Raw genomic sequence first — 26,696 nt, 5'->3', positions numbered from 1 at the left:
GGGATCAGCCTCTTCCGGTTCCGACGAACAGCCGGTCTAGGCCGAACAGCCTGTCCAGCGCGATCAGAAGAACGGCGGTCAGGGCGATCAGGCAGGCGGAAACGGCTGCGATGAGCGGGTCGATATTGTCCTGGATGTAGAGGAACATCCGGACGGGCAGGGTGGTGGTGGCGGGCGAGGCGATGAAGACGGTCATCGTCACCTCGTCGAAGGAGTTGATTGCGGCGAGCAGCCAGCCCGAGACGACGCCCGGCAGGATGAGCGGCAGCGTCACCCGGCGGAAGACGGTGGCGTGGCTCGCTCCGAGCGAGACCGCGGCGTCCTCGATGCGCCGGTCCATGCCGTAGGAGGCGGCGAGCACGAGCCTGAGCGCGAAAGGCAGGATGACGATGATATGGCTCAGAACCAGCCCGAGGAAGGTTCCGGAGAGGCCGATCTGCGTGAAGAAGCGCAGGAAGGCGATGCCGAGCACGACATGCGGCACCATCAGCGGCGACATGAACAGTGCCGTCATCGCGTCGCGGCCGGGGAAGCGATGGCGCGCGATGGCGAGCGCGGCGGGCATAGCAAGCAGGATCGCGCATGTCGAGGACAGCGCCGCGAGCCAGAGCGAATCCCGGAAGGCGCGCAGGAACTCGGGATAGTCGAGGATCGCCCTGAACCAGCGCAGGCTCCAGACCCGGCCGGGCAGCGAGAGATAGCCCTCCGGCGTGAAGGCGACGAGGCAGACGATCGCCAGCGGCGCCAGCATGAAGCCGATGAAGAGCGCGTGGAACAGGATCGCGAAGGGACCGTTGCGGCTCATTCGAACACCTGTGCGTAGCGGCGCTCGACGAAGCGGTTGGCGCCGACGGTGAGGATGACGAGCGCAACGAGCAGGAGCACGGCGACCGCAGCGCCGAGCGGCCAGTTCAGCGTGTTGAGGAACTCGTCATAGGCGAGCGTCGCCGCGACCTTGAGCCGCCGGCCGCCGATGATCGCCGGCGAGGCGAAGGCGCTGGCCGCCAGCGCGAAGACGATGATCGAGCCCGAGAGGATGCCCGGCGCGATCTGCGGCAGGATCACGCGCCGCCAGATCGTCAGGCGGCCGGCGCCGAGCGAGAGCGCCGCGTTCTCGATCTGGGGATCGAGCCGCTGCAGCGAGGCCCAGACCGCGAGGATCATGAAGGGGATCAGCACATGGACGAGCGCGATCACCACGCCCGTCTCGGTGAACATGAATTCGAGCGGCTCGCCGATCAGGCCGAGCGCCATCAGCCCGCGGTTGACGAGGCCAGTCGAGCCGAGCAACAGCGCCCAGCCGAGCGTACGCGCCACGACCGAGACCAAGAGCGGCCCGATGATCGCGAGCAGGCAGATGCCGCGCCAGGTCGGCGACATCCGGTTCAGGATATAGGCCTCGGGCACGCCGATCAGGATCGCAAACAGCGTCACCAGCACGGCGATGCGCAGGGTGCGCAGGAAGACTTCGAGGAAATAGCTGTCGCTGAAGATCTCATGGAAGTTCTTCAGCGTGAACTCGGCGACGATGCCCTTGTACTGGCCCCAGTCATAGAAGGAGAGCAGCACCGTCATGCCCAGCGGGATGATGACGAGGCCGAGGAAGACGGCGAGCGCCGGCCCGGTCATCCAATACGGCGTCGCACGTGCGGAGATGGCCTGGCTCATGCGTCCGCGCCTTCCGGGATCAGCGCGGCGTCGGTGGCGCCGAAGCTCAGCTTCACCGTCTCGCCCTCGACGGGCATGGGGCTACCGTCATTATGCCGGATCAGCGTGACCGGCCCGGCGGAGCTCTCGGCCGTGAGCAGCCAATGCGTGCCCTGAAAGACGCGCGAGGTGATGCGGGCAGCGAAGCCGGGGGCGCCCTCGGCCGCGAAACCAAGGCGTTCGGGACGCACGGCGATACGCGCGGGGCCGGAGCGTGCGCCGGCGAGCGGCACCGAGAGGGCCTCGATCGCAACATGGCCGCGGCCGTCGCCGACGGCCGCCAGAACATTGGTTTTGCCGAGGAAATTCGCGACGAAGGCGCTCGCTGGAGAGCCATAGACGGTATCGGGCGCGCCGATCTGCTCGACGCGGCCGCGGTTCATCACGACGATGCGGTCCGACAGCGCCATGGCCTCGTGCTGGTCGTGGGTGACGAGGATGGTGGTCGTGCCGATCGAGCGCTGGATCTGGCGCAACTCTCCTTGCATCTCCTCGCGCAGCTTGGCGTCGAGATTGGAGAGCGGCTCGTCGAGCAGCAGCAGCGAGGGCTTGATGACCAGTGCCCTGGCGAGCGCGACGCGCTGCTGCTGCCCGCCCGACATGCGGCGCGGATAGCGATCCTCGAAGCCCTTCAGCCCGACCAGCGCCATCGCTTCCAGCGTCCGCTTCTCGCGTTCCGCCTTCTCGACGCCGCGCATTTCGAGGCCGAACGCGATGTTCTGCGCCACGGTCATATGGGGAAAGAGCGCATAGCTCTGGAAGACGATGCCGAGGCCGCGCTTGTTGGGCGCGACCGCGCCGAGGTCGCGGCCGTCGAGCAGGATGCGGCCGCGATCGACCGAGGCGAAGCCGGCAATCATCTGCAGCGTCGTCGTCTTGCCGCAGCCGGAAGGGCCGAGCAGCGAGACGAACTCACCGCGTGCGACCGAGAGGTCGAGCCCCTCGACCGCCACGGCACTGCCGTAGGATTTGCCGAGGCCTTCGAGAACGAGATGGGACATGGGTTGGTTGCTGCCTCGTGATTGAGGGCGCGGAAACTCCTCCGTCATCCGGGCTTGCCCCGGGATCCATCGTAGAGCGCCGGAGCCCTACGATGGATCCCGGCGCTCCGCTTCGCTACGGCCGGGATGACGATGAGGTTCTTGCGGGAGATGCCTGCTTACCGCTCGATCTCGCGGTTCCAGCGCTTGGTCCACTCCTCACGTTTGGCGTTGACGATGTCCCAGTCGACTGCCTTGAGCTTCTTGATCTCCTCGCCATAGGGCAGGCCCTTCTGCTCGTCCGGCGTCAGCGTCACGGTGATGTTGGCCGGGCCGAAGCCGGCGCCGGTCGCCATGACCTTCTGGATCGGCGGCGACAGCATGAACTGGATGAAAGCGTTGGCCTCGGCCGCGTTCTTCGAGCCCTCGATCGGGCAGGCGGCGACACCCAGCGCATAGCCGCCCTCCTTCGGGTAGACGAATGCGACCGGGAAGCCTGTATCGGCGAAGGCCTTGACGCGGCCTGAGCCCCAGACGCCGAGCACGGCCTGGCCGTTCTGGAACAGCTCCGTCATCTTCGCCGGCGAGGGCTCGTAGGCGACGATGTTGGGGTTGATCTCGCCTTTGAAGGCCTGGAAGCCCGGTTCGATGTTGTTCTCGCCGCCGCCACCGAGCTGTGCGAAGGCAATCAGCGCATGCAGGCCATAGGTGTTGTTGATCGGCGGCACGACAATCTTCTTGCCATAGGTCTTCGACTTCAGGTCGTTCCACGAGGTCGGAGCCGGCCACTTGTTCTCGTCGAAGACCTTCTTGTTGTAGAACAGCCCGGTGCCGACGAGGCCGAGGCCGACGCCCTTGTTCGACTTGAACTTCATCACCGGCGCCACGTCCTTGTAGACGGGCGCATCGGTCAGCGCGCCGCAGAAGCCGAGCGCCACCGCCTGATAGGCCGGGCCGTCATCGACGATTGCGACGTCGATCTGCTGGTTGCCCTTCTGCGCCTGCAGCTTGGCCAGCGTATCGGTCGAATTGCCGGCGACATATTCGATCTTGACGTTGGCCTGCTTCTCGAAGGCCGGGATGACCTCCTTGCGCATGGTCTGCTCGTAGGAGCCGCCATAGCCGGCGACATAGAGCGTCTTCTGCTGGGCGAAGGCGGCTGAGCCGGCGAGCGCGGTGCCAGTGGCAAGAATGAATGTGATGGCAAGTTTCACGGGTTCCCCTCCTCGTTTTCGAGTGATGCCTCACGTTCGGGGCTGATCTTGAACTGGTCAAATCGAATGTTTCGCGCGAGACATGCCGAAATGTTATGGATTGGCCCAAACGAGGAAACGCCATGCTCAATCCGCGCCAGATCGAGGCTTTCCGGACGGTGATCGTGACCGGCGGCATCACTGCGGCGGCCCGGGCGCTGAATATCACCCAGCCGGCGGTGACGCGGCTGATCCGGGACCTGCAATATGCGCTGGGCCTGACGCTGTTCGTGAAGCGCGGAGCTCGGCTTGTGCCCACCAATGAGGCGCTCTCGCTCTATCGTGAGGTCGAGCGTCAGTTCGTCGGGTTGGAGCGCATCGAGAATGCTGCCCGCAATCTGCGCGAAGGGCGAGCCGGCTCGCTGCGCGTGGCGGCCCTGCCGGCTTTCAACGTCGGCTTTCTGCCGCGGCTCGTCGGTGGATATCTCAAGCAGCGGCCCGACCTTGAGATCGCGCTCTACGGCAGCATTTCCTCTCAGGTCGTCGATTGGGTCACGTCGGGCTTCTGCGAGCTCGGCTTCGCGCAGATGCCTCTCGATTTCCCCGGCATCGACGTCGAGATGCTGCCGCCCATGGCGCAGGTCGCCGTACTGCCCGCCGGGCATCGGCTGGCGGAGAAGGCCGAGCTCGTGCCGGAAGATTTCGCCGACGAGCCGTTCGTCTCGCTCGAGCAGTCGACGCAACTGCGCTACCGCGTCGACGCGCTGTTCTCGGCCCATGGCATCTCGCGCTCGACGCAGATCGAGACCCCGCTGTCGATGATCGCCTGCGGTCTGGTTGCTTCCGGCGCGGGGCTCGCAGTCGTCGATCCGTTCACGGCGGCCGAATATCGAGGCAAGGGGATCGAGATTCGCCCGCTCAGGCCGCCAGTCGTCTTCGAGATGGCGATCATCTGGGGCGCTGGCCGCTTCCGTTCCGCCGTGGCGCTGGATTTCGCAGAACAGGTAAGGTCGGCAGTGCTCGTCTATGCCGATGAAGCTTCTCCTGCTTCAACGCGATCCGCGAAGGGTTAAACGGACCACGCGGCAGCTTGCTTGTCAGCGGCAGATTTGCCGGCTTTCCGTGCCGATTTGGCGCTTGGTGACGCCGCCCGGTCGAGCAACTCGTCGAGCTAGGAACATGATACCGGGGCAAACGGGAGTTCGCGACGCTCCCGTCCCAACGACTGCACCCTTGTCCAAGACGCCCGCAGGAATGCGCCGTCGAAGCGCCCTGTGGGTGAGCGGCAGCGCAGAGGCCGACGCCACAGCCCCATGGCATTGGCAGATCCTGTGCGTTTCAAAATTATCTATAAAAATCGCAAAAACCTTGAGCGAGCGAGTCAAGGTGTTCGGATTCAACACTTTCCCGGAGGGTCGTTTCACCGGGTAACAGAAAATCTATCTATTTTCATATTGCAATCAGAGCAGGATCGGAGATTATTAATAGATCGAATCAAAAATTATCTATTAAATGGAGACCCTATGCACGCGTCCTCTCACCTCACGGAAGCCTCGCCCCGGTCGATTGCCAGGAATGTGGGCGTCATCATTGTCGGAGTTGCCCTGATCACGCTCTGCGCCAAGATCAAGGTGCCGTCCTGGCCGGTGCCGATGACCTTGCATACGCTGGCCGTCATGGCGCTCGCCGTCGCCGCAGGACCGCGCCTCGCGACCGCAACCTTCTTCGCCTATCTCTTCGTTGGAGCCGCCGGCCTGCCGGTCTTTTCGGGAACGCCGGAACGAGGCATCGGCCTGGTCTATATGGCCGGTCCGACCGGCGGCTATCTGCTCGGCTATCTCGCTGCGAGCTGGGTGACCGGCTCTCTGGCTTTAGGGCGCGGCACGATCGGGCGGGCGCTCGCAATGCTCGCCGGCCTGGGTGTCACCTATGCGCTGGGGCTTCCGTGGCTCGCATTCTTCGTGCCGGCGGATCAGGTCATTCCGCTCGGCTTTGCGCCGTTCATTCTCGGCGATTTGATCAACATCGCCATGGTCGCCATCGGCGCGCTCTTCATTCCGTCCCGGCTGATCGGACAGATTGGCCGATGAAAAGCGGAGCCCATTCCCTCGATGCACCCGGCCAGCGGTTCGAGATGCCGTCGGCGGACGATATGGAAGCGCAGGCCAGGGCAATCTACGACCTGCCTTTCCCTGAGCTGCTTTTCAGGGCGCAGAGCGTGCACCGGCAGCATTTCGACCCGGTCGAGGTCGAGGCAGCCGCACTCTTGTCCGTCAAAACCGGGGGCTGTCCGGAGGACTGCGGCTACTGCTCCCAGAGCGCTCGCTACAAGACGGGCGTCAAGGCGACCAAGTTGATGGAGCTCGCGGATGTCCTGGCCGAAGCGCGCCGGGCCAAGGCCGGGGGAGCCACACGCTTCTGCATGGGGGCCGCCTGGCGCAGCCCGAAAGATCGCGACATGGCAGCCATTTGCGCCATGATCAGGGGTGTGAAGGCACTCGGGATGGAAACCTGCGTCACGCTCGGCATGCTGAGCGAGAAGCAGGTCGAGCGCCTCGCAGATGCCGGTCTCGACTTCTACAGCCACAACATCGATACCTCGCGGCAATTCTATCCGCAGATCATCACCACGCGGTCGATCGACGACCGGCTCGAAACCCTGGCGCGTGTTCGCGCCGGGGGAATAAAGGTTTGCTGCGGCGGCATCATCGGCATGGGCGAGACGGTCGAAGACCGCATCGCGATGCTGGCGACCCTCGCCGCGTTGGAGCGGCATCCGGAGAGCGTACCGCTCAATATGTGGATGCCGATCTCAGGCACGCCGGTGATGGACAGGGCCCGACCCGTCGATCCCATCGCCTTCGTTCGCCTCGTCGCGCTGGCGCGAATCCTGATGCCGCGAAGTACCCTGCGCTTGTCCGCAGGGCGGCACGCCATGAGCGATGAGATGCAGGCGCTGTGCTTCACGGCGGGGGCGAGCTCGATCTTCTCGGGCGATGTTCTGCTGACGACAAACAACCCTGGTCGCGACAAGGACGCAGCGCTTCTCGATAAGCTCGGCATGCGGACCAAGCGTTCATGTCCGCCCGGCGAAGCGGAAGCCTCTGTCCCAGCTTCGCCTCGCGCTAGCTGCGGCGATCATCCCGGCGCTCCCTTCACCTCTGCACCATGAGCCAGGTGATCGTGGTTGCCGGAACGGACACGGGCATCGGCAAGACCGTATTTGCAGCGGCGCTCTCCAGCCATCTCGGCGCATATTATTGGAAGCCGGTCCAATCGGGGCTCAATAGCGAGACGGACAGCGAGGCGATTATTCGGCTCGGCGGCGCGCCAGCCGGTCGTCTCGTTCCCGAAATCTATCGATTGCGCACCCCGGCATCGCCGCACCATGCTGCGAAGATCGACGGCATTGAGATCGATGTGGACCGGCTGTCGGTGCCGCGGCTCGCAGCGCCGCTAATCATCGAGGGGGCTGGCGGCCTGATGGTCCCGCTCACCGAGTGCCGGACCTTTCTCGATGTTTTCGCGCGCTGGCGCCAGCCGGTCGTCCTCTGCGCGCGGACGCAGCTCGGCACGATCAATCACACCTTGTTGTCGCTGGAGGCCCTGCGCCGGCGCTCGGTGCCGGTGCTCGGGGTCGTCTTCATCGGGCATGCTCAACCCGAGACGGAGCGCGTCATTGGCGAGATGGGCGAGGTCCCAATCCTCGGCCGGCTTCCCTGGCTGGAGATACTCAGCCCCGCGAATCTGAAAGCGAGTTTCGAAACGGCATTCTCGGAGGTCAGCTTCCGGGACCGCGGATAAGGTTCGCCTATTGAGATATCCCCTCCACGGCGAAGATGCGCAGCTTCCCGTATTGGTCGCCGATCTTTCGGGCCTCTAGATACGCGGGCGAGCTGTATGCCGCTTGTGCTCTTTCGAGACTCTCAAACGCGGACACCACGATGCGCGAAGCTGGTGGGGCACCAGCGAGCGCGACGGTCTTGCCCCCTGATGCAAGCCGCTTCTGGCCACTGTCAGCGAGCGCCTTGTTCGCAAGCGGGACGTATTCCTTCGCGTAAGCGTCGGCGTTGGTAACCTCGATCTCCGAGATCACGTAGGCCACCGGCTTCGGTTGTGCGTACAGCCCTTGTGCGGCCATGGCGCCGAGCCCAAAGCTGACGAGCATTCCCAGTCCGACCTTGGCGTGAGCATGCATTTGCGCTCTCCCTGCCCGGATCACTGTGCGGTCTTGTCGGATTTTACTCTAGGCCGCCAGCGCTGGACAGCAGCATGCGCTTGGGAGCCGGCGCCCCCGCGCCAACGGCCTCACCCTTGCAGCGGCCTTCATGGTGACCGCGCTCGATCCTGCCCTAGGTCTGGGGATGGGCGAGTGCTCTATTGCAGGCAGAGCGTCGACAAGCGATCGGCGGGAAGCTGGACGGCGCGCCCGTCCTCGATGGCGATGAAGCCTTCCAGTGGCCCCTTCGCACAGTCGACGCCGTCGAGCAGCAGCATGAAGCCGAAGCGCTTGCCTTTCAGATCGGGCCTTTCGAACATCGTCACCATGTCCGGCCGTACTCTCCGCATGCCGACGATTCCGAGGATGCTGCCGTTCTGGCGGATCGCAAAATGCGCGACGAGATCCGGCGCGGCGAGGTCGATGGCATAGCCGCGGATCACCCAGGTGCCCTTGGGCAGACGCTCGACCTGATCGACATCCGCGCGGACGGCCTCCCCCTCCGACAGCGTCGGCGTCATCAGGATGCGGCGCGCTTGTTCCAGCTGGGCCTCGGCCTGGCGCGCCTCGCGTCCGGTGACGAAGGCAATCACCAGGAAGGCGGCAGTGAATGCGAGAGCAGCCGCCCGCAGCCGCGCCGGGCGCGCGGCATCGATCGCACGCTTCAGCCGGCGATACAGGGCGACGTCGAGCGGGCCAAGCAGCAGGGCGACGCCGATCGAGCCGATCAGCCACGAGACCCAGACCAGAGGCGCCGGAGCGGCAGCGCCGAGCAGCGCGCCGAGGATCGTGATCATCGGCACATGGCAGAGATAGAGCGCGTAGCTCGCATCGCCCAGCCGCGCGCCCGCACGACTGAGCCAGCCCCGGCTTCCGACCGCCGGCGCACAGATCAGCCCGGCGACGAGGAAGCTGGCAGAAAGCCCGATGAACAGCCGGAAATGCGCCTCCTGCGGGAGGATGCTCGCAATCGCGAGCGGCAGGGCGAGGCAGGCGAGCAGCGGATGCAGCCACCCGCGGCTCTGCGCCTCGGAGGCCAGGTACCCGAGCAGGAATGGCAACGTTACGATGCTGAGCGGAATGTCGCTCAGGATTGGCAAGCCCTCGACGTGCTCCCGCCCACCCAGGCTATAGGCAAAGCAGAGAAGACCGAGCCAGGCGATGACGATACGCGTCCGGAACGCGGCGAGCCCGACGAAGCCGAGCAGACCGAGCCCTATGTAATAGGACATCTCGTAAAGCAGCGTCCATTCAACGGCGAGGAAATAGCCGCGTGGCCCGGAAGGCACGAGCGAGAGGGAGATCAGGTTGATACCGCGCGGCGCGCCGACCAACAGCAGGGCCAGGGCGAAGAGCCCGACCATGATCAGCATCAGCGGATAGATTCGTGCGACGCGGCTCATGACGAAGCGCGCCGGGTCGTCCCGCCGCAGGACCTCGGCGATTAGGTATCCCGAAATCGCGAAGAAGATTGCGACGCCGTAGGCACCAAGGAAGCCGCCGAAGATCGAGAGAAAGCGATGGTCGCCCCGGTAGACCGAAAGGTATTCGGAGCAGTGGTAGAGGACCACGAAGAGCGCGGCGAGGCCTCTCAGATAGTGCAGATAGAAATTGCGCTGATCGACCTTGCTGACGGCACCCCCGGCAATAGCATCCGGAATCCCGGCCGGTTCCCGAGGATTGCCATAGCGGTCAGCCAGATCGGTCAAAATGCCCCCCCGATGCGGCCACCTTCTGCGAGTGGTTCGATCCCATCATTTCCCGTTTATCGGGAATCCAGCCTCTCGGGAAAGTGTCATTTTTTACTTGCGAACAGCTCAAACATGACCCCATGCGCCCTCATCCGGCCATCGTACTGGAATGGCGCTCGTCTTCGTCGCTGTGTACGGATGGCTGAGCGGGGCTTGGCGGTGAAGCTACCCCTCGGGCACTGTTCTTCAGTACAAGGAAGGTTTTCACGCGACCTGGTCGAACTCCGGTAACGGGCGTCCGACGACTGCCATGTACTGATTTGTCCAGTCGGTGACGGCAAGCTCGACCGCAATTCCGCCGTCACAATGAAGGAGGATTTTGTAGGTGAACTCGCTTGGGTCGGTATTCCCCGTGTCACAGATCAAATAGCCGACCCAATGATGTTCCTGATGAGTGCCAAACTGGTATTTGGCAGACAGTCTCCGACCACTCCGTAGAGCGATCGAGCCGGTTCCGTTGAGCATGATGTGTGTCTCCGCTTGTCGGCGTCAAAAGCGCCGCAACGGTCATTTCCAGAAGCGGTATGGAGACAACTCAGGGGTATTGCGCGCCTTTTCGCCGAAGAACTCAAGTCACGTTCCAGGCATAGTGGTGAATTGAGCTCACTGTGCTCAACGCTCAATGCAGCGTAGCCTGCACCGGCCGATCAGCATCTGGCTCGCCCCCGCCCTTCTTCACGCCGCGGGCCACGGTATCGAGAGACTCGTCGGCGGTCCCTTTAGCGTATCCCCGCTCTGCCCGGCCCTCAGAACCCGACGCGCGCACATGGGCACAACCCTTGCGACGAGCGAGTCGCAAACGGGCGGTGCTTCGAAACGTTCCATTATGGGACCGGCTTTCGAGCTCCCTCCGGGATAGGTGCGAAGACTGACGCTTCATGAGGTCTACAATGCACAGCAAAGCCCTCAAAATCGAAGTCGACGAGATCCAGGAGATGCAAGTCACAGCTGAGCCGGGCGGACCCGGCGTGCTGTCCTGCCGCGGCGCCGGAGGTCGCCTGATCGATATCTACCTATCGGCAGAAGCGCTGGCGAAGCTGGAGTCTTTCATCGCCCGAGCGAATCTGGAACAGGCGAAGCTCCACCGGATGCACTGACCGACGCCAATGGCCCTCTATCGGCTTTACGATCTTGTCCGGCAAGTCGTGAAGGGCATTTATGCCAGCGCCATTCGGCCTGCGGCTTCTCTGGAAAACGCTGCCAGTTCGTCATTGAATCGCTCCGGGTCCTCCAGGAATGGCCCGTGGCCCGTGGCGGCGTATTCGGAGAGACGACAGGTCGGACAACTCTCGCTGATCGCCCGGACCATCGCAGGCAACAGGATCGTGTCGGCAGCGCCGTAGGACACGAGCAAGGGCTTCATCAGCCTTGAAAATTCGGGCCGAAAGTCTTCCTGCCGGTCGATCATGGCGGCGCGGACGGCTGGATGCGTCAGCATGCTCCAACCGATCGCGGCTTCGATGTCCGCTGCAGCAACCGACCGGGCAAAGAATCGATGCACCAGCGACTGGATTGCCGACAACGCCACCGGCTGGTCCGGTGAGCAGGCGAGCGGAGCATATTGAACAAAGTCGGGGCCGATCAGCGTTCCGAACCAGTCGGGACCGATACCAATCGCGCCGCCAACCAAATTGATGCCGGCAATCGCGTTGTCGCCATACCGGCGCAGATAATCGCCGATGACGAAGCCGCCGTAAGACCAGCCGACAAGGACTGGCGTGGCAAGCTCGAGCTCGATGATCAGGGCAGCGACATCGTCAGCCCACAGCGATCCGTTTTTGTAGTTCTCGGGTCCTTGCGGCGCTTCCGACTGGCCGTGGCCTCGAAGATCGGGGGCGATGATCCGGAATTCGTCGGACAGCGCGCTGCTGAACTGTTTCGACCAACACAGGTGGTGTTGCGACCAGCCATGGATGAGCAGGATCGCGGGGGCATCTCCGGGCCCCCATTCCCGCACATGGAGCTTTAGACCACCGCCGCCCTCGATCCTGTGCTCGCGCATAACGCCCCCAGACCGATGCCAGGTACTCCATAACCATATGTCGCTGTGCTTAAGGCGTCCACTTTCGACCCTTGCCGACCTTGCTGTGCCCCCGCCGGAGCCCGCCTACTATCGATGTCGGATGACGCTCGCGGTAGAACATCGATTAAACGAAAAAGGCCCCGCCAACCGAAGCTGATGGGGCCAGTGCCACAGCGCAGACGGCGCGCGCCTGCGTGATTATCGGCGATCAGGGGGACTTGGCACGTTGTCCCGGCGCATAGCCGGACGCTCCAGGGCGGCCCTTTATGCTGCCGTTCGCCTGCATCTTGTGACCGGGAGCATAACCGGAAGCCCCGCGATAACCGGCTACGCTGCCTTTCGATCGCATCTCTTGTCCGGGCGAGTAAGAGGACGCTCCTCTGCCGGCTGTTCCGCCGAGGCCGCCACCAGGGCCGCTCGACGCCCCGCCGCCGTGACCGCCACCGTGGCCCCCGCCATTGCCACCTCCGGCACCGCCACCATTACCCCCGCCGCCGTTTCCGCCGCCGCCATTGCCTCCCCCGCCGCCCCCGCCTCCGCCCCCGCCTCCTCCGCCGCCAGCGGCCATTGCGTTAGGCGCTGCAGCCATGGTGAGCGCGGTCAGGCCAGCAATGATCATCGCGCGCCGTGTCGATTGGGATTTCAGCATCGCGGAGTCCTCCTGTTGCGACGCCCCAGCGTTTTGCCTCACCCATGAACGTCACCTGAACACCTAGCGTCTTTCGAGGCGCGCAATAGGCGGTGGCAAAGCCCAAAAAAGCCCTGCCTCCTTTCGGAGACCGGGCCAAGTTTTGGGGAGGAAACGCCCGAGGAGGCAGCCGGTTGGGCCGGCTGTGGCAAACCAGGCCAAGCGCTGAAGTTGCGCAGACGCCTTGGTGCCCGCCGCTATCAGATGGCGAGCAAGGCGAACGCCATCCCGCTTCGCCTGGGCGGTTCCGTCCGCGTATGACGCGCCTGCCGAAAACCAATTGGCCGTTGGCATATTGCGGTGGTTGAAAAACAATCAATGGAAATCAACTGCGCAATAGGCGTGCGCCGAGCTTTGCGACAAGTACGCGCGGGCGGGACCCTGGCCTGTGCCAAAGTGGCGCTTTGTGCTCTAAGACGAATTCGAGCATCCTGGCGCGGGCCGCACGAGGGGGAACCTTGCACGAACCAACTCATGGACGCTTCGACTTCAACCGCGCCGAGCTATGGGCGGACGGTGTCGTGCATATGCTCGGCATCGCGCTTGGCCTGGGCGCTGTCACAGCGCTTATCGCGCACGTCCTGATGGCGGCGCAGTTGGCTGACCTGATACCGGTCTTGATTTACAGCGTCGCTTTGCTTGCGGTCCTCATCGTCTCGGCCGTCTACAACATGTGGCCGGTATCCCCGATGAAGTGGCTGATCCGGCGTTTCGACCATTCAGCCATCTATGTGCTGATTGCGGGAACCTACACCCCGTTTTTGATGAGGCTGGGCGAAAGCATCGTGGCACAAAGCCTTCTGGTCGTCGTTTGGACCGCGTCGGCTGTGGGAGTTGTGCTCAAGATTGCTCTCCCTGGTCGGTTCGACCGCCTTTCGATCGCGCTCTATCTCATTATCGGCTGGAGCGGCATCGTGATGTGGGAGAGCATCGCGCAATTGCCGAGCATCGCGTTGTGGCTGATGCTAGCCGGCGGGCTTCTTTACACGGTGGGTGTGGTCTTCCACCTGTGGCAGAGCCTTCCATTCCAGAACGCGATTTGGCATGCCTTCGTCCTCGTGGCTTCTGGCTGCTTCTATGGGGCGGTGTTTCAGGCGTATGCCGTCGTTCCTGCGGCCTGATAGGGAAGCGGTTTCGTTGGTCTTTTTGGGTGGCCTTTTGAGACCACCCATCCGATCCTTCGACAGTCTCTGATCAAGGGTGCCGAAAGGCCGCCGCCGCGACCCAGGCCTTTCTGACTGCCAGCCGCGGCGCCGGCGCTCACCACCATCCGTAGGAACGCGAACGCTCCTCGCGCCATTCCCGCCACGCGTTGCGCTCGCGCCAGCGATCCGCCCGCCAAGCGTCGCGCTCGCGGAAGCGTTCCTCACGCCAGGCATCGCGGTTGCGCAACCGTTCCTCGCGCCAAGCGTCGCGATTGCGTAAGCGCTCCTCGCGCCAATACGGGTCGTACTGGACCTGAACCACGGCGGAATCGGCGTGCCTCGCACGCAGATCAACGGTGATGGGCGCAGCCGTCGCCGCCTCCATAGCGAATCCTGCAGCCCCGAATGCTGCCAGCGCGGCAATGCCAAGGCGATATTGCTTCATGTCCTTGCCTCCTTTCGTCCCCTGAGGAGGCCCCGAGGTGCTTGAACGCCCTGTGAACGCGCCGTTCATCGGCTCAAGGGCGGGACGTATCCAAGCAGGGAGCAGGCAGGCATCGGCGGATGCCGCATTTGCAACGGGGTAGAAGCGGTTCCGAAGATCAGTTTCCCCGAGTGGTGTCGAGCATAGGGGGCGGCTGGATCTCTGGAATGTTCTTCAAATCTTCAGGCAAAGGGGCGTTCGAACACGCCAGGTGCATATCGCGATTGAATTGTTTGCGGCGAACGTTTTGCTGATTGGTCACGTTGACGGTGGCAAGTGCGCTCGAAGGACTGAGGAAGCCCATCATAACCGACGACTTCAGCCGCTCCTTCTCCTCGGCATCATAACCGGCCGCTCTTTGCCGCACATCCTTGCAGGCTGAGCTTTGCCACTTTCGGTCGGAGCTGCTCAGTGAATTGACGTAGGTTGCGGGCTCTGTGACGCAACCAGCGCAAACAGACCCCAGCAAAGCGATGGCAATCTTCGCTCTCATAGTCCCAGCCCCAACAGATGATGGGCTCAGCGGCATGATGTTGGCCTGAAATTCCGGCCTGTTGGCCCATGCAGGCCAGGAGGCCAACTATTTCGGCGGCTGTCAACGAAGGCGAGCGAAGGCCGATAAAGCGAAAGGCCCCTGAAACGCTCGGTTCCAAGGGCCTTTTCGACAGTCAGCGAATGCCGACGAAGAGAAATGTGGTGCCCAGGAGAGGACTCGAACCTCCACGGCTTTCACCACTGGTACCTGAAACCAGCGCGTCTACCAATTCCGCCACCTGGGCAACGGCGGTTCGTTTACGGGGGCCGAGTCGCCCTGTCAACGGGCTTGCATCAACGAAATGCATTCGGCTGTTCGCAGCCTGTGGAAAGCGCTCCGGCCCTGAATGTCGGAGTCGTCGGGAAGCCTTGCGGAAAGGGAGGGGAACGCCCGAATAACCGAGGCAGCCTAGGGCGAAAGGCCGCATGCTCAGGGCAGCTGCGCGTTCGGCGCAAAAGGGATTTCCACTTTCGCGGAACATGATCTAGGAGGGCAGAAGCATTCTAAACGGAGCTCTCGCGATGGCCCTTCAAGCCCCGGCTCAGCAACTCGTCACGGTTTTCGGCGGTTCCGGATTCGTCGGCCGCCATATCGTGCGGGCGCTCGTCAAGCGCGGCTATCGGGTGCGGGTCGCGGTGCGCCGCCCGGACCTCGCAGGCTTCCTGCAGCCGATCGGCACTGTCGGCCAGATCCATGCCGTGCAGGCCAATCTGCGCTATCCGGCCTCGGTGGCTGCGGCCGTGAAGGGCGCTGACGCCGTCATCAACCTCGTCGGCATCATGCAGGAGCAGGGGCGCCAGAGCTTCTCGGCGGTGCAGGCGAACGGGGCACGCGCCGTAGCCCAGGCCTGCGCCGCCGCAGGCATCGACCGGTTGGTCCATGTCTCGGCACTCGGCGCCGATGCCGAATCGGCCTCGGCCTATGCCCGCACCAAGGCCGAGGGCGAGGCTGCGGTGTTCGCCGCCGTGCCGGGCGCGATCGTGCTGCGGCCGTCCGTGATGTTCGGGCCGGAGGATACCTTCTTCAACCGCTTCGCCTCGATGGCACGGATGCTGCCGGTGCTGCCGCTGGTCGGCGATGGCGTGACGAAGTTCCAGCCGGCCTTCGTCGGCGATGTCGCCGAGGTGGCGGCGCGTGCGGTCGACGGCACGGTACAGGGCGGGCGCGTCTACGAGCTCGGCGGCCCGGAGGTCATGAGCCTGCGCCAGGTCTTCGAGGAGGTCTGCCGCGTGACCGGCCGCAAGCGCCTGCTGGCGCCGCTGCCTTTCCCGCTGGCGCGGATCATGGGCAGCGTCCTGCAGGTGGTGGACAGGCTGACGCTCGGTCTGCTTCCGGACGAGCTGGTCCTGACCCGTGATCAGGTGAGGCTGCTCGAACGCGACAACGTCGTTTCCTCGGCCGCGGCCAAGGAAGGCCGGGACTTCGCCGGGATCGGTCTCGCGCCGACTTCGGTCGAGGCGGTCATCTCCTCCTATCTCTGGCGCTTCCGCAAGACCGGCCAGTTCGACGCCGCCCGCGCGAGCTGAGCGGCAACGCCGGGGCGAGGATGCCGTTCGATCTCGTCATCTACGATTGCGACGGCACGCTGATCGATAGCGAGACGCTCTACAGCGAGGTCAGCCTCGTGCTTTGCCACGAGATCGGCCTGACGCAGTGGACGATCGAGGACTACAACGCGAATCTCGTCGGCATTCCACTCGCCGACGGCTTCAAGGTGATCGAAGCGGCGCTCGGGCGTCCGCTGCCGGCGGATTTCGAGAGCCGGATCGAGGACGGTGTGGCCGCCCGACTCGAAAGCGAGCTGCGGGCACTGCCGGGGGTAAGGGAGGCGTTGCCCCTGCTCGCGGGGCGCCGCTGCGTCGCCTCCTCGACGAGCCCGGCGCCGCTGCGGCGCAATCTCGGCCTGGCCGGCCTCCTCGAGTTCTTCGATCCGCATGTCTTTTCGGCGTCGCAGGTCGCCCGCGGCAAGCCGGCGCCTGACGTCTTCTTCTTCGCCGCCGCGCAGATGGTTGTTGAGCCGGCAAGCTGTCTCGTCCTGGAAGATTCCGTGCCGGGCGTGCAGGCTGCCCGGGCGGCGGGCATGCAGGTGGTAGGCTTTACCGGAACGGCCCATGACAAGGCGCACATGCGCGAGCGCCTGCTGGCGACAGGCGCCGCCGGCGTGATCGACACCTATGGGGATTGGCCGGGCGAGGCGGCGCGGCTCGCGGAGCTCCACGCCGCCTGAAGCGCCAGCTTTTAGAGCATGCTGGGCAGCACGCGATCCGGCGGTTTGTGGCCGTCCATGAAGGTCTTGATGTTGACGATGACCTTCTCGCCCATGTCGGCGCGGCCCTCATGGGTGGCCGAGCCCATATGCGGCAGCACCACGACCTTGTGCTGGCGGGCGAGTTTGAGCAGACGCGGATTGACCGCAGGCTCGCTCTCGAACACGTCGAGGCCTGCCCCGGCCAGTTCGCCGGCTTCCAGCATGCGGGCGAGCGCCGTTTCGTCGACGATCTCGCCACGCGCCGTGTTCACCAGGATCGCGTCGGGCTTCATCAGCTTGAGACGGCGGGCCGAGAGCAGGTGATAGGTTGCCGGCGTATGCGGGCAGTTGACCGAGACGATGTCCATCCGCGCCAGCATCTGGTCGAGCGAATCCCAATAGGTTGCCTCGAGCTTCTCTTCGATGCGCGGATCGACCCGGCGGCGGTTATGGTAGTGGATCGAGAGGCCGAAGGCGGCGGCGCGCTTCGCCACCGCCTGGCCGATGTGGCCCATGCCGACGATGCCGAGGCGCTTGCCGGTGATGCGACGGCCGAGCATCCAGGTCGGCGACCAGCCAGCCCAGTCGTCGTCGGGAATGACGCGGGCGCCCTCGGCGATCCTGCGCGCCACGGCGAGGATGAGTGCGATCGTCATGTCGGCGGTGTCGTCCGTCAGCACGCCCGGCGTGTTGGTGACGGTGATGCCACGCTGTGCCGCGGTGGCGACGTCGATATTGTCGAAGCCGTTGCCGAAATTGGCGATGAGCCGGAGCTGATCGCCTGCCTGCGCGATGATGGCGGCGTCGATCTTGTCGGTGACGGTCGGGACGAGGACGTCGGCGGTCTTCACGGCTTCGACGAGGGCAGCCTGCGACATCGGCTTGTCGTCGATGTTGAGCCTCGCATCGAACAGCTCCCGCATCCGGGTTTCGACCACGGCGGGCAACTTGCGCGTCACCACGACCAGGGGTTTCTTCTTCGACATGCCGGTCACCCTTCCGTCACCCGTATTCGCCGCGGTCTTCAACCAGCCATTAACCCTGCTGTCCCAGGAATGAAGCGGTTGCGCGGCCCCGCATGTGTTGTCTATGCGGCGGCGCAGCGGAAGACAACTTGACCCTTCGGCCGGGGGCAAGGTGCCGAGCAGGGAGAACGGCGGATGAAGGTTACGACGATGCGCCAAATCGCCCTGATCGGCGCTCTCTTCGTCGGCTCGTCGCTCACTGCGGCCGCGCAGGACATGCAGGCGGGCTCCGTCACCGGCCTGCCCGTGCCGCGCTATGTCAGCTTGAAGACGGACCGGGTGAATTTGCGCGAGGGGCCGTCGAAGGAGCATCGCACCCGCTGGGTCTATCAGCGCGCCGGGCTGCCGGTCGAAGTAACGGCGGAATTCGAGACCTGGCGCCGGGTGCGCGATGCCGACGGCACCGAGGGCTGGGTGCTGCACAGCCTGCTGTCCGGGCGCCGCACCGCGCTCGTGGCGCCGTGGTCCCGGAACAAGGACGAGGTGTTCCCGATGCGCAGCAGTGCATCGGAGGACGCGAACCCGGTCGCCCGGCTGCAGGCAGGGGTCGTCACGAATGTCGCCTCCTGCGCCAATGCCTGGTGCCGCGTCAGCGTCGGCAACATCACCGGCTTTATCCGCCAGGAGCGCCTCTGGGGCGTCTATCCGAACGAGAAGGTCGACTGAGACGGGCCGGCTGCCGGTGTTACTGCTGGACTAGAGCCGGATCCGATCAGGTTGAACCAACCTGATCGGTGAATCCGTCTCTCAACTTAAGTGAGAGAACGCGTTCTCCGATCTGACTGCGTTGCAGTCAGATCGGCGCGTGCTCTAGCGTCATCAGCGGCCGGGCTCCCGGGTCGAGCAGGACGAGCCGCCCCGTGCGACGCTCGATGCTCCAGCGCTGGACCCGCTCGAGAGTCTTGAGGAAGCGCTGCTCCTGATTCATCACGTCGGGTGCGCAGGCCATCATCGTCGAGATCATGCGCGAGAACCGGATTGTCCGCCCCCGGACGGTCGCGTTGCCGCCGAAACCGTTGCAGCCGCCGCGGCCGGACACCTTGCCATCGTCAGCGATGGTGATGACGGTCATGATCGAATCCGGCGTCTCGGCGCCGCCGAGGCTGGCGAGGCGCCAACTCCCGATGGGGGATGAGGCCTGCGTGGCAGGCTGAACCTGCGCGGCCACGCGCTGGACCCAGATTTCGGTATTGTTCGGCCCGCCTGCGAAGACGCTGTGTCGTTCGGTGGTGGTGAAGAGCAGCTGACCGCGATCGAGGATGCGCGCCTGCAGCGCGTAGCTGCGCCGCGGCTCGATCTGACGCGAATCGAAACGCAGCGTCCAGGGCGCCGGGATGCGCTGTCCGGAGACACGGGTTTCGGCGATGGTGCGCGCCGGTGCATCGGCCAGGGAGATATCGAGGAGCTTGACCTCGATGATCGCGCCGGGGGGCAGCAGCATGCGCTCGCGATAGGACACGCTCCCGCTCAGCGTCCGTGGCGCCGCAACGGCAGGGATCGCCGGAAGAGCCGCAGCGAAAACCACCCCCGCGAAGGCCCGCCGCGAGATTGGGGCGCGGGGAGAAAGCATCGTCATCGACCTTTCGAGCGAAAGGAGGCCGGTTCAGCCGTCAATCTTGCGCAGCCGCACGACGACGTCGACGCGGGCGATCTCGTAACCCTCGGGCGGCGTCGGCAGGCTGGCGACGTCGATCTCCTGCGCCGGAATGTCGATGACCCGGTTCTCGCCTTCCACGACGAAATGGTGATGCTCATGATCGGCGGTGTCGAAATAGGCCTTGGCGCCGTCGAGCGTCAGCTCGCGCAGGAGGCCTGCCTCGGTGAACTGGCGCAGTGTGTTGTAGATCGTCGCCAGCGAAACCGGGATCCGCTCCTTCATCGCCTCTTCATAGAGCATCTCGGCGCTGACATGGCGCTGGCCCTTGGCGAAAAGGACCCAGCCGAGCGAGACGCGCTGACGGGTCGGCCGCAGGCCGACGCGCCTCAATTTTTGCCGGACGTCGTGGAAGGGGCAGCCCTGCCGCACAACCGACCCGTCGCCCTGGTTTTGCGAAGTCAGATCGCTCATGCCAATTCTCGTTCTCGCATCTTTCGCAACGGGCGCCCATAGCTCCGCCGATTGATTGAAATCATTCTAGGAAATGTAGGACCTCGGCTTCGCCGTCGCAAGCATGACGCCGACTTCCTAGCCTATGATGGCCATGAAGGCTTTGATCTGGCGCATGGCGATCGCTGTTTTTGACGTTGGCGTGTGGGTCGACGTGCCTGCGCCCTTTTGTTTCCGGTTCCCGCCGTGTTAGGCACGGCGCAGAATACGCCGTGCCGAATCCAGCCGGCGCAAAGGAGCGGAACGGGAATGCAGCGTCAGTCGTCTTTCAGCTACGAGGAGATCCTCGCCTGTGGTCGCGGGGAACTGTTCGGGCCGGGCAATGCGCAGCTGCCGCTGCCGCCGATGCTGATGTTCGACCGCATCACCGAGATCGCCGAAGAGGGCGGCGAGCACGGCAAGGGCCTCGTCCGCGCCGAATTCGACATCAAGCCCGATCTCTGGTTCTTCGACTGCCATTTCAAGGGTGATCCGGTGATGCCGGGCTGCCTCGGCCTCGACGCGCTCTGGCAGCTCACCGGCTTCTTCCTCGGCTGGCTCGGCCTGCCGGGCCGCGGCCGCGCTCTCGGCGTCGGCGAGGTGAAGTTCGCCGATCAGGTGCTGCCGACGGTCAAGCGCGTCGTCTATGGCGTGGATTTCAAGCGCGTCTTCAAGTCGAAGCTCGTGCTCGGCATTGCCGATGGCTGGCTCGAGGCGGACGGCAAGCGCATCTATACGGTCAGCGACATGCGCGTCGGCCTGTTCAAGCCGGAAGCGGCCTGAGGAAAAACGCACCGCGACCTTGCGCGCAACTGCCGCTCGGTCCATTTGCGCGGTATGAATCCAGAGTGGCGGGCCAGCCCCGCTGCGTGCTGACAGCTGGAGTGAAGCGAGCATGAGACGCGTCGTCGTCACCGGGATGGGCATCGTCTCATCCATCGGCAACAACACGCAGGAGGTCCTGGCCTCGCTGCACGAGGCGAAATCGGGCATTTCCCATGTCGCCGAATTCGCCGCGCACGGCTTCCGCAGCCAGGTCGCCGGCGTGCCCACGCTTGATCCCGCGACCGTGCTCGACCGGCGCGCCATGCGCTTCCACGGCGGCGGTTCCGCCTGGAATCAGGTCGCGATGGAGCAGGCGATCGTCGACGCCGGGCTCGAGCCGGCCGAAGTCAGCAACGAGCGCACCGGCATCGTCATGGGTTCGGGCGGTCCCTCGACCCGCGCGCTGATCGACGCCTATGACAAGGCCCGCGAGAGCGGCTCTTCGAAGAAGGTCGGCCCCTTCGCCGTGCCGAAGGGCATGTCCTCGACGGCCTCGGCCACGCTTGCGACCTGGTTCAAGATCAAGGGCGTCAACTATTCGATCTCCTCGGCCTGCGCGACTTCGAACCATTGCATCGGCAACGCCTACGAGCTGATCCAGTGGGGCAAGCAGGACATGATCTTCGCCGGCGGCTGCGAGGAGCTGGACTGGACGCTCTCCGTCCTCTTCGACGCCATGGGCGCGATGTCCTCCGACTTCAACGATCGCCCCGCGGTCGCCTCCCGTGCCTATGACGTCCGGCGCGACGGCTTCGTCATCGCCGGTGGCGCCGGCGTCGTCGTGCTGGAAGAGCTGGAGCATGCCAGGGCGCGCGGCGCCAAGATCTATGGCGAGATCGTCGGCTACGGTGCGACCTCCGACGGCTACGACATGGTCGCTCCCTCGGGCGAGGGCGCGGAGCGCTGCATGCGCATGGCGCTCCAGGGCGTGAAGGCCAAGGTCGACTACATCAATCCGCACGGCACCTCGACGCCCGTCGGCGACGGCAAGGAGATCGAGGCGATCCGTGCCGTGTTCGGCGCCGGTGAGAAGAGCCCGCCGATCTCCGCGACCAAGTCGCTCACCGGCCATTCGCTCGGTGCGACCGGTGTGCAGGAGGCGATCTACTCGCTGTTGATGCTCAACAACGATTTCATCTGCGAGAGCGCCCATATCGAGGAGCTTGACCCGGCCTTTGCCGACATGCCGATCGTGCGCAAGCGCATCGACAATGCCGGCCTCGGCTGCGTCCTCTCCAACTCCTTCGGTTTCGGTGGCACCAACGCCACCATCGTGATGAAGCGCCTGGAGGCCTGAGGCCGCCATGCTCTTCATGGTGATCGAGCATTTCGATCAGGCCCGCGTGAAGGATGTCTATGCCCGCTTCCAGGAACGCGGGCGCATGGCGCCGGAAGGCTTGCGCTTCGTCGAAAGCTGGGTCGCCGCCGATCTGGGTCGCTGCTTCCAGATCATGGAATGCGACGATGTCGCCTTGTTGCAGGAATGGGTCCTGCGGTGGAGCGACCTTGCCCGCTTCGAGATCGTGCCCGTCGCGACGTCGAAGGCAACGGTTGCCGCGGTGCTGAAATCCTAGAGCATTTTCGAGCGAAGTGGATACCGGTTCGCGTGAAGAAAATGCGATCAAACAAAGAGTTGTGCTGCGTTTGCTACCCGTGCAACGGGTGTGCAATCACCAGGTGCCGTTCAGGCTTGACGAGCCAGAGTTACCAAGCGTTTTCCTTTTCTCCCGCCATCCGACCAGATCCTGAAGATCCCTTTCAGAGTGTGCCATGCTCCCGCTGATGCATAACAAGCGCGGCCTCATCATGGGTGTCGCCAACCAGAACTCGATTGCCTGGGGCATCGCCCGCACCCTTCATGCGCATGGCGCCGAAGTCGCCTTTACCTATCAGGGCGATGCGCTCGGCAAGCGCGTCCGGCCGCTGGCGGAGGGCCTCGGCTCGAAGCTGGTCATCCCCTGCGATGTCGAGGACATCGCTTCGGTCGATGCGGCCTTCGCGGCGCTCGACCAGGCCTGGGGCGGTGATCCCGAGCGCAACACGCTCGACTTCGTCGTCCACGCCATCGGCTTCTCGGACAAGAACGAGCTCAAGGGCCTCTATGCCGACACCTCGCGCGAGAACTTCTCGCGCACCATGGTGATCTCCTGCTTCTCCTTCACCGAGATCGCCAAGCGCGCCGCCGAGCGGATGCCGAAGGGCGGCAGCATGATCACGCTGACCTATGGTGGCTCGACCCGGATCATGCCGAACTACAATGTCATGGGCGTGGCCAAGGCGGCGCTCGAGGCGAGCGTGCGTTATCTCGCCGGCGACTACGGCCCGCGTGGCATCCGCGTGAACGCGCTCTCGCCCGGACCGGTGCGGACGCTGGCTGGGGCCGGCATCTCCGATGCGCGCGCCATGCTGACCTGGCAGCGGGCCAATTCGCCACTGCGCAAATCGGTCTCGCTCGATGAGATCGGCGGCTCGGCGCTATACTATCTTTCTGACCTGTCTGGTGGCGTCACAGGTGACGTCCACCACATCGACGCCGGCTATCACATCACTTCGATGCCGACGCTCGAAAGTCTGCGTGCTGCCGACAGCGGCAACGGGGAGTAGACGGAACCCTGTGACGGGACCATCGTTCTCCCCGGATCGGAAGGAGGACATGCGATGGCCTTGGTCAGGTACGAGATCGTCGAGCACGATGGCGGATGGGCCTATAAGGTCGGCGACGTGCTGTCGGAAACCTTCCGTTCGCATGAGGCGGCGCTGAAGGCCGCCACGCGGGCGGCCGCCCGTCAGACGATCGCCGGCCACACCGATGGCATCGTTTATCAGGACAAGGACGGCCAGTGGCACGAGGAACTGGCCGACGGCCATGACCGTCCCTCGACCGAGGTCATCGACGAGCCCTGAGGGCTGCCTGCTCCGTCCCCAATGCAAGTCCGATCCGGTCGGGAAAGCCTCTAGAGCATCGGGCGAAAAGTGGAGTCCACTTTTCGGAGAAATCCGACGCTCAAACAAAGAGTTAGATCGCCACTTCGCTCCCGAAGGGATGCGCGGCGATCTAGCGTGCGGTAAAGAAGGTCAGCAGGACCTTGTTCTTCTCGCCGAGCAGGCAGAGGAAGCGGCGCGGTTTGTCCGAGCGGTCGGTCCGCAGATAGGCCTCGGCCATGACGATCCGCATCACGGGGATCCCCTCGATCTTCAATTCCGAGACCGCAACGGTGGCACCGTCCTCGTCGATATAGATGTCCTTGATCTCCGGCTCCCTGGCGTGGAGCGCCTGCAAGGCTACCGTCTTGCAGGTGGCGACCTCGGGCGTCGCTGGCTTTTCGCTCTTCGGCGGGACTTCCTGTGCCGGGGCAGGCATGGAGAGGACGGCGGAGATCAGGGCAGGGACGAGGACGCGGAGCATGCAGGAGCACTCACATTGATCGGTGAGTGCTGAACGCGCGAACGCGGCGGCGGTTCATGCAGGGTGTTATCCCGTGCGCGCTGCGGCATGCAATGCCGCTGCGCAGACACGGGACCGCCAACCGGATTAAGCTGGCGCCGCGCGTGGAAGATCGCGCCGATCGAAAAGGAAAACCCGGCGTGGTCTGACCTCGCCGGGTGATCGTGTCTCTCTCGTTGCGCGGTCCCGTGTCCGCGCAGCGGCACTTTGTGCCGCAGCGCGACGGGATGACACCTTCGATAGGCTCAGAGACCGAGCTTCTTCTTGCGCTGGCCCAGCGTGCGCAGGCGCAGCGCGTTGAGCTTGATGAAGCCCGCCGCGTCGCGGTGATCGTAGGCCACCGCGCCTTCCTCGAAGGTGACGAGGTCCTGATCGTAGAGCGAGTAGTCGCTGGAGCGGCCGATGACATGGACGCCGCCCTTGTAGAGCTTGAGGCGGACGTCGCCGGTGACGAACTCCTGGCTCTTGTCGATCAGCGCCTGCAGCATCTCGCGCTCGGGCGAGAACCAGAAGCCGTTGTAGATGAGCTCGGCGTATTTCGGCATGATCTCGTCCTTGAGATGCGCCGCGCCGCGGTCCAGCGTGATCGACTCGATCGCGCGATGGGCCGCATGCAGGATCGTGCCGCCGGGCGTCTCGTACATGCCGCGGCTCTTCATGCCGACGAAGCGGTTCTCGACCAGGTCGAGCCGGCCGATGCCGTTGTCGCGGCCGAGATCGTTGAGCTTGGCGAGCAGCGTCGCAGGCGAGAGCTTCACGCCGTCGATAGCGACCGCATCGCCCTTCTCGAAGGAAATCGTGATGACGGTCGGCTTGTCCGGCGCATCCTCCGGCGAGACGGTGCGGGAATAGACGTAATCCGGCACTTCCTGCGCCGGATCCTCCAGCACGCGGCCTTCGGAGGAGGCGTGCAGCAGGTTGGCGTCGACGGAGAAGGGCGCTTCGCCGCGCTTGTTCTTCGCGATCGGGATCTGGTGCTGCTCGGCGAAGGCGATGAGCTGCTCGCGCGAGCGCAGGTCCCATTCGCGCCAGGGCGCGATCACCACGACGTCGGGCTTGAGCGCGTAAGCCGTGAGCTCGAAGCGGACCTGGTCGTTGCCCTTGCCGGTGGCGCCGTGGGAGACGGCGTCGGCGCCGGTCTTCTCGGCGATCTCGATCAGCTTCTTCGCGATCAGCGGCCGCGCGATCGAGGTTCCCAGCAGATAGACGCCTTCATAGGCGGCATTGGCGCGGAACATCGGGAAGACGTAGTCGCGCACGAATTCCTCGCGCAGGTCCTCGATGTAGATGTTCTCGGGCTTGATGCCGAGCAGCAGCGCCTTGTCACGCGCCGGGCCGAGCTCCTCGCCCTGGCCGAGATCGGCGGTGAAGGTCACCACCTCGCATCGATAGGTGGTCTGCAGCCATTTGAGGATGATCGAGGTGTCGAGTCCGCCGGAGTAGGCGAGAACGACCTTCTTCACGCTGCTGTCAGCCATCTGATCAATTTCCTGCTGGCGGCCCGCGGGCCGCGTTTCGGACGCAATGGCGCACTATCGCAGGGTTCGGGGCGAAGCAATCGGAACCTTCTGATCGATCCCGCGTCGTCCTGTGATGGGTCGGCGTTGGCGACGGCGTCGTCCCGTCTTTCCGAGAGCGTCCATTCGCGGCGCTTGCGGTCGTGCTCCGGAGAGTTCAGGCTCGACGGTGCGCGACACGAGATGATGACGACCTGTTCGGAGGCTGAATGCCGAATCGTCCCGTTCTGGACTTCTGGTATGAGTTCGCGTCGCCCTATTCCTGCCTGAGCGCCCTCAGAATCGAGAAGCTGGCCGAGGAGGCCGGCGTCACCTTGCGCTGGCGGCCTTTCCTGCTGGGGCCGATCTTTGCTGCGCAGGGCTGGAACAGCTCACCCTTCGCGCTCTACCCCAGCAAAGGCCGCTATATGTGGCGCGACACGGCCCGGCGCGCCCGGCGGCAGGGGCTCAGCTTCGTCAAGCCCGACAATTTTCCCCAGAATTCGCTGACCGCTGCGCGGTTGGCCCTGGCTGGCCGCGATGCGGGGTGGACGCCGGCCTTTTCGCGGGCTCTGTTCCGGGCCCAGTTCTGCGAGGGCAAGAACATCTCCGAGGAGGCGGTGCTGACGGCGGCGCTGAAGGAGGCGGGTGGTGAGCCCGGTGTCGCCATGCCGCTTTCCCGCAGCGAGGAAATCAAGGGGCGCCTGCGCGCCGAGATCGAATATGCTAAGTCGATCGGCATCTTCGGCGCGCCCTTCTTCGTCGCTGGCGATGGTGAGTTGTTCTGGGGCGATGATCGGTTGGAGGAAGCGCTCGAATGGGCGGAGCACGGGCGCTGAAATCGTG

At 64.5% G+C, this 26,696-nt stretch carries 30 protein-coding genes and 1 tRNA gene; 15 read left to right on the top strand and 16 right to left on the bottom strand.

The window, feature by feature from the left end:
• Positions 1-4: 4 nt before the first annotated feature.
• The 4 genes from FQV39_RS14355 to FQV39_RS14340 all read right to left on the bottom strand — a co-directional run bounded on the left by FQV39_RS14355 (position 5) and on the right by FQV39_RS14340 (position 3,901).
• On the bottom strand, positions 5-805 hold the full coding sequence (locus FQV39_RS14355; RefSeq protein ID WP_149130912.1) for an ABC transporter permease: 801 nt from the start codon (positions 803-805) through the stop codon (positions 5-7).
• Positions 802-1,668: an ABC transporter permease gene (locus FQV39_RS14350; RefSeq protein WP_149130911.1), complete on the bottom strand. Its 867-nt coding sequence runs from the start codon at positions 1,666-1,668 to the stop codon at positions 802-804. The genes FQV39_RS14355 and FQV39_RS14350 overlap by 4 nt, the downstream gene beginning before the upstream one ends.
• Positions 1,665-2,708, bottom strand: coding sequence for an ABC transporter ATP-binding protein (locus FQV39_RS14345; RefSeq protein ID WP_149130910.1), 1,044 nt, complete (start codon positions 2,706-2,708; stop codon positions 1,665-1,667). The genes FQV39_RS14350 and FQV39_RS14345 overlap by 4 nt, the downstream gene beginning before the upstream one ends.
• Positions 2,709-2,866: 158 nt before the next feature.
• Entirely contained in the window at positions 2,867-3,901 is a 1,035-nt protein-coding gene (locus FQV39_RS14340; protein ID WP_472840638.1) for an ABC transporter substrate-binding protein, read from the bottom strand.
• 122 nt (positions 3,902-4,023) lie between these two features.
• On the opposite strand from FQV39_RS14340, the gene FQV39_RS14335 reads away from it, so the two are divergent.
• The 4 genes from FQV39_RS14335 (at position 4,024) to bioD (ending at position 7,684) form a co-directional block, all read left to right on the top strand.
• Positions 4,024-4,953, top strand: coding sequence for a LysR substrate-binding domain-containing protein (locus FQV39_RS14335; RefSeq protein WP_149130909.1), 930 nt, complete (start codon positions 4,024-4,026; stop codon positions 4,951-4,953).
• 450 nt (positions 4,954-5,403) lie between these two features.
• A complete protein-coding gene (locus FQV39_RS14330; RefSeq protein WP_149130908.1) occupies positions 5,404-5,970 on the top strand; it encodes a biotin transporter BioY in 567 nt (188 codons plus the stop codon).
• The gene (gene bioB, locus FQV39_RS14325) at positions 5,967-7,052 is read left to right on the top strand and encodes a biotin synthase BioB (protein ID WP_210251206.1); all 1,086 of its coding nucleotides are present in this window, start codon (positions 5,967-5,969) and stop codon (positions 7,050-7,052) included. The genes FQV39_RS14330 and bioB overlap by 4 nt, the downstream gene beginning before the upstream one ends.
• A complete protein-coding gene (bioD, locus tag FQV39_RS14320; protein ID WP_149130907.1) occupies positions 7,049-7,684 on the top strand; it encodes a dethiobiotin synthase in 636 nt (211 codons plus the stop codon). Before bioB ends, bioD begins: the two co-directional genes overlap by 4 nt.
• A 7-nt stretch (positions 7,685-7,691) precedes the next feature.
• On the opposite strand, the gene FQV39_RS14315 is transcribed toward bioD, so the two are convergent.
• The 3 genes from FQV39_RS14315 to FQV39_RS14305 all read right to left on the bottom strand — a co-directional run bounded on the left by FQV39_RS14315 (position 7,692) and on the right by FQV39_RS14305 (position 10,315).
• Entirely contained in the window at positions 7,692-8,078 is a 387-nt protein-coding gene (locus tag FQV39_RS14315; protein WP_149130906.1) for a DUF1330 domain-containing protein, read from the bottom strand.
• A 179-nt stretch (positions 8,079-8,257) separates the two neighbouring features.
• Complete coding sequence (locus FQV39_RS14310; protein ID WP_187640287.1) at positions 8,258-9,808, bottom strand: acyltransferase family protein; 1,551 nt, start codon at positions 9,806-9,808, stop codon at positions 8,258-8,260.
• A 246-nt stretch (positions 9,809-10,054) separates the two neighbouring features.
• Complete coding sequence (locus tag FQV39_RS14305; RefSeq protein WP_149130904.1) at positions 10,055-10,315, bottom strand: hypothetical protein; 261 nt, start codon at positions 10,313-10,315, stop codon at positions 10,055-10,057.
• A gap of 425 nt (positions 10,316-10,740) precedes the next feature.
• Here FQV39_RS14305 and FQV39_RS14300 point away from each other — a divergent pair, with 425 nt between their 5' ends.
• Positions 10,741-10,947, top strand: coding sequence for a hypothetical protein (locus FQV39_RS14300; protein WP_149130903.1), 207 nt, complete (start codon positions 10,741-10,743; stop codon positions 10,945-10,947).
• Between the two features lie 59 nt (positions 10,948-11,006).
• Here the strand turns inward: FQV39_RS14300 and FQV39_RS14295 are convergent, their stop codons facing one another.
• Positions 11,007-11,852: an alpha/beta fold hydrolase gene (locus tag FQV39_RS14295; protein WP_149130902.1), complete on the bottom strand. Its 846-nt coding sequence runs from the start codon at positions 11,850-11,852 to the stop codon at positions 11,007-11,009.
• A 1,167-nt stretch (positions 11,853-13,019) separates the two neighbouring features.
• On the opposite strand from FQV39_RS14295, the gene trhA reads away from it, so the two are divergent.
• Positions 13,020-13,682 (top strand): PAQR family membrane homeostasis protein TrhA, encoded by a 663-nt coding sequence (trhA, locus tag FQV39_RS14290; protein ID WP_248313369.1) that lies wholly within the window; start codon positions 13,020-13,022, stop codon positions 13,680-13,682.
• A 139-nt stretch (positions 13,683-13,821) separates the two neighbouring features.
• Here the strand turns inward: trhA and FQV39_RS14285 are convergent, their stop codons facing one another.
• From FQV39_RS14285 to FQV39_RS14275, 3 genes are all read right to left on the bottom strand, one after another.
• Complete coding sequence (locus FQV39_RS14285) at positions 13,822-14,151, bottom strand: hypothetical protein (RefSeq protein WP_149130901.1); 330 nt, start codon at positions 14,149-14,151, stop codon at positions 13,822-13,824.
• A gap of 157 nt (positions 14,152-14,308) precedes the next feature.
• Positions 14,309-14,683 carry a hypothetical protein gene (locus tag FQV39_RS14280; RefSeq protein WP_149130900.1) on the bottom strand — a complete coding sequence of 125 codons (375 nt, stop codon included), beginning with the start codon at positions 14,681-14,683 and terminating at the stop codon, positions 14,309-14,311.
• Between the two features lie 201 nt (positions 14,684-14,884).
• Positions 14,885-14,969, bottom strand: a tRNA-Leu gene (locus FQV39_RS14275).
• Between the two features lie 277 nt (positions 14,970-15,246).
• On the opposite strand from FQV39_RS14275, the gene FQV39_RS14270 reads away from it, so the two are divergent.
• Together FQV39_RS14270 and FQV39_RS14265 are read left to right on the top strand one after the other, a co-directional pair.
• Positions 15,247-16,251, top strand: a complete 1,005-nt coding sequence (locus FQV39_RS14270; RefSeq protein ID WP_149130899.1) for a complex I NDUFA9 subunit family protein — start codon at positions 15,247-15,249, stop codon at positions 16,249-16,251.
• Between the two features lie 20 nt (positions 16,252-16,271).
• Positions 16,272-16,952, top strand: a complete 681-nt coding sequence (locus FQV39_RS14265) for an HAD family hydrolase (RefSeq protein WP_149130898.1) — start codon at positions 16,272-16,274, stop codon at positions 16,950-16,952.
• Between the two features lie 11 nt (positions 16,953-16,963).
• On the opposite strand, the gene FQV39_RS14260 is transcribed toward FQV39_RS14265, so the two are convergent.
• Entirely contained in the window at positions 16,964-17,959 is a 996-nt protein-coding gene (locus FQV39_RS14260) for a 2-hydroxyacid dehydrogenase (protein WP_149130897.1), read from the bottom strand.
• A gap of 174 nt (positions 17,960-18,133) precedes the next feature.
• Between FQV39_RS14260 and FQV39_RS14255 the strand changes: the two genes are divergently transcribed.
• Positions 18,134-18,664, top strand: coding sequence for an SH3 domain-containing protein (locus tag FQV39_RS14255; RefSeq protein ID WP_248313368.1), 531 nt, complete (start codon positions 18,134-18,136; stop codon positions 18,662-18,664).
• A gap of 127 nt (positions 18,665-18,791) precedes the next feature.
• Here FQV39_RS14255 and FQV39_RS14250 read toward each other — a convergent pair whose 3' ends face one another.
• On the bottom strand, positions 18,792-19,574 hold the full coding sequence (locus tag FQV39_RS14250) for a YbaY family lipoprotein (protein ID WP_149130896.1): 783 nt from the start codon (positions 19,572-19,574) through the stop codon (positions 18,792-18,794).
• A gap of 27 nt (positions 19,575-19,601) precedes the next feature.
• On the bottom strand, positions 19,602-20,066 hold the full coding sequence (irr, locus tag FQV39_RS14245) for a Fur family transcriptional regulator Irr (RefSeq protein WP_149130895.1): 465 nt from the start codon (positions 20,064-20,066) through the stop codon (positions 19,602-19,604).
• Positions 20,067-20,354: 288 nt separating this feature from the next.
• Here irr and fabA point away from each other — a divergent pair, with 288 nt between their 5' ends.
• The 5 genes from fabA (at position 20,355) to FQV39_RS14220 (ending at position 23,813) form a co-directional block, all read left to right on the top strand.
• Positions 20,355-20,867 (top strand): 3-hydroxyacyl-[acyl-carrier-protein] dehydratase FabA, encoded by a 513-nt coding sequence (gene fabA, locus FQV39_RS14240; RefSeq protein WP_149130894.1) that lies wholly within the window; start codon positions 20,355-20,357, stop codon positions 20,865-20,867.
• Between the two features lie 112 nt (positions 20,868-20,979).
• Positions 20,980-22,206 carry a beta-ketoacyl-ACP synthase I gene (fabB, locus tag FQV39_RS14235; RefSeq protein WP_149130893.1) on the top strand — a complete coding sequence of 409 codons (1,227 nt, stop codon included), beginning with the start codon at positions 20,980-20,982 and terminating at the stop codon, positions 22,204-22,206.
• A 7-nt stretch (positions 22,207-22,213) separates the two neighbouring features.
• Positions 22,214-22,483 carry a DUF3303 domain-containing protein gene (locus FQV39_RS14230; protein WP_149130892.1) on the top strand — a complete coding sequence of 90 codons (270 nt, stop codon included), beginning with the start codon at positions 22,214-22,216 and terminating at the stop codon, positions 22,481-22,483.
• Positions 22,484-22,679: 196 nt separating this feature from the next.
• Positions 22,680-23,513, top strand: coding sequence for an enoyl-ACP reductase FabI (gene fabI, locus FQV39_RS14225; protein WP_149130891.1), 834 nt, complete (start codon positions 22,680-22,682; stop codon positions 23,511-23,513).
• 54 nt (positions 23,514-23,567) lie between these two features.
• Positions 23,568-23,813 carry a DUF2188 domain-containing protein gene (locus tag FQV39_RS14220; protein ID WP_149130890.1) on the top strand — a complete coding sequence of 82 codons (246 nt, stop codon included), beginning with the start codon at positions 23,568-23,570 and terminating at the stop codon, positions 23,811-23,813.
• A gap of 151 nt (positions 23,814-23,964) precedes the next feature.
• Here the strand turns inward: FQV39_RS14220 and FQV39_RS14215 are convergent, their stop codons facing one another.
• Positions 23,965-24,315, bottom strand: a complete 351-nt coding sequence (locus FQV39_RS14215; RefSeq protein ID WP_149130889.1) for a hypothetical protein — start codon at positions 24,313-24,315, stop codon at positions 23,965-23,967.
• Positions 24,316-24,599: 284 nt separating this feature from the next.
• On the bottom strand, positions 24,600-25,832 hold the full coding sequence (locus FQV39_RS14210) for an argininosuccinate synthase (protein WP_149130888.1): 1,233 nt from the start codon (positions 25,830-25,832) through the stop codon (positions 24,600-24,602).
• Between the two features lie 248 nt (positions 25,833-26,080).
• Between FQV39_RS14210 and FQV39_RS14205 the strand changes: the two genes are divergently transcribed.
• Positions 26,081-26,689: a 2-hydroxychromene-2-carboxylate isomerase gene (locus FQV39_RS14205; protein WP_149130887.1), complete on the top strand. Its 609-nt coding sequence runs from the start codon at positions 26,081-26,083 to the stop codon at positions 26,687-26,689.
• The last annotated feature ends 7 nt before the right edge of the window (positions 26,690-26,696 follow it).

This window comes from Bosea sp. F3-2 (assembly GCF_008253865.1).
GTDB lineage: Bacteria > Pseudomonadota > Alphaproteobacteria > Rhizobiales > Beijerinckiaceae > Allobosea.
The sequence above is the reverse complement of the archived record's forward strand: the minus strand, read 5'-3'. Positions and strand labels throughout refer to the sequence as shown.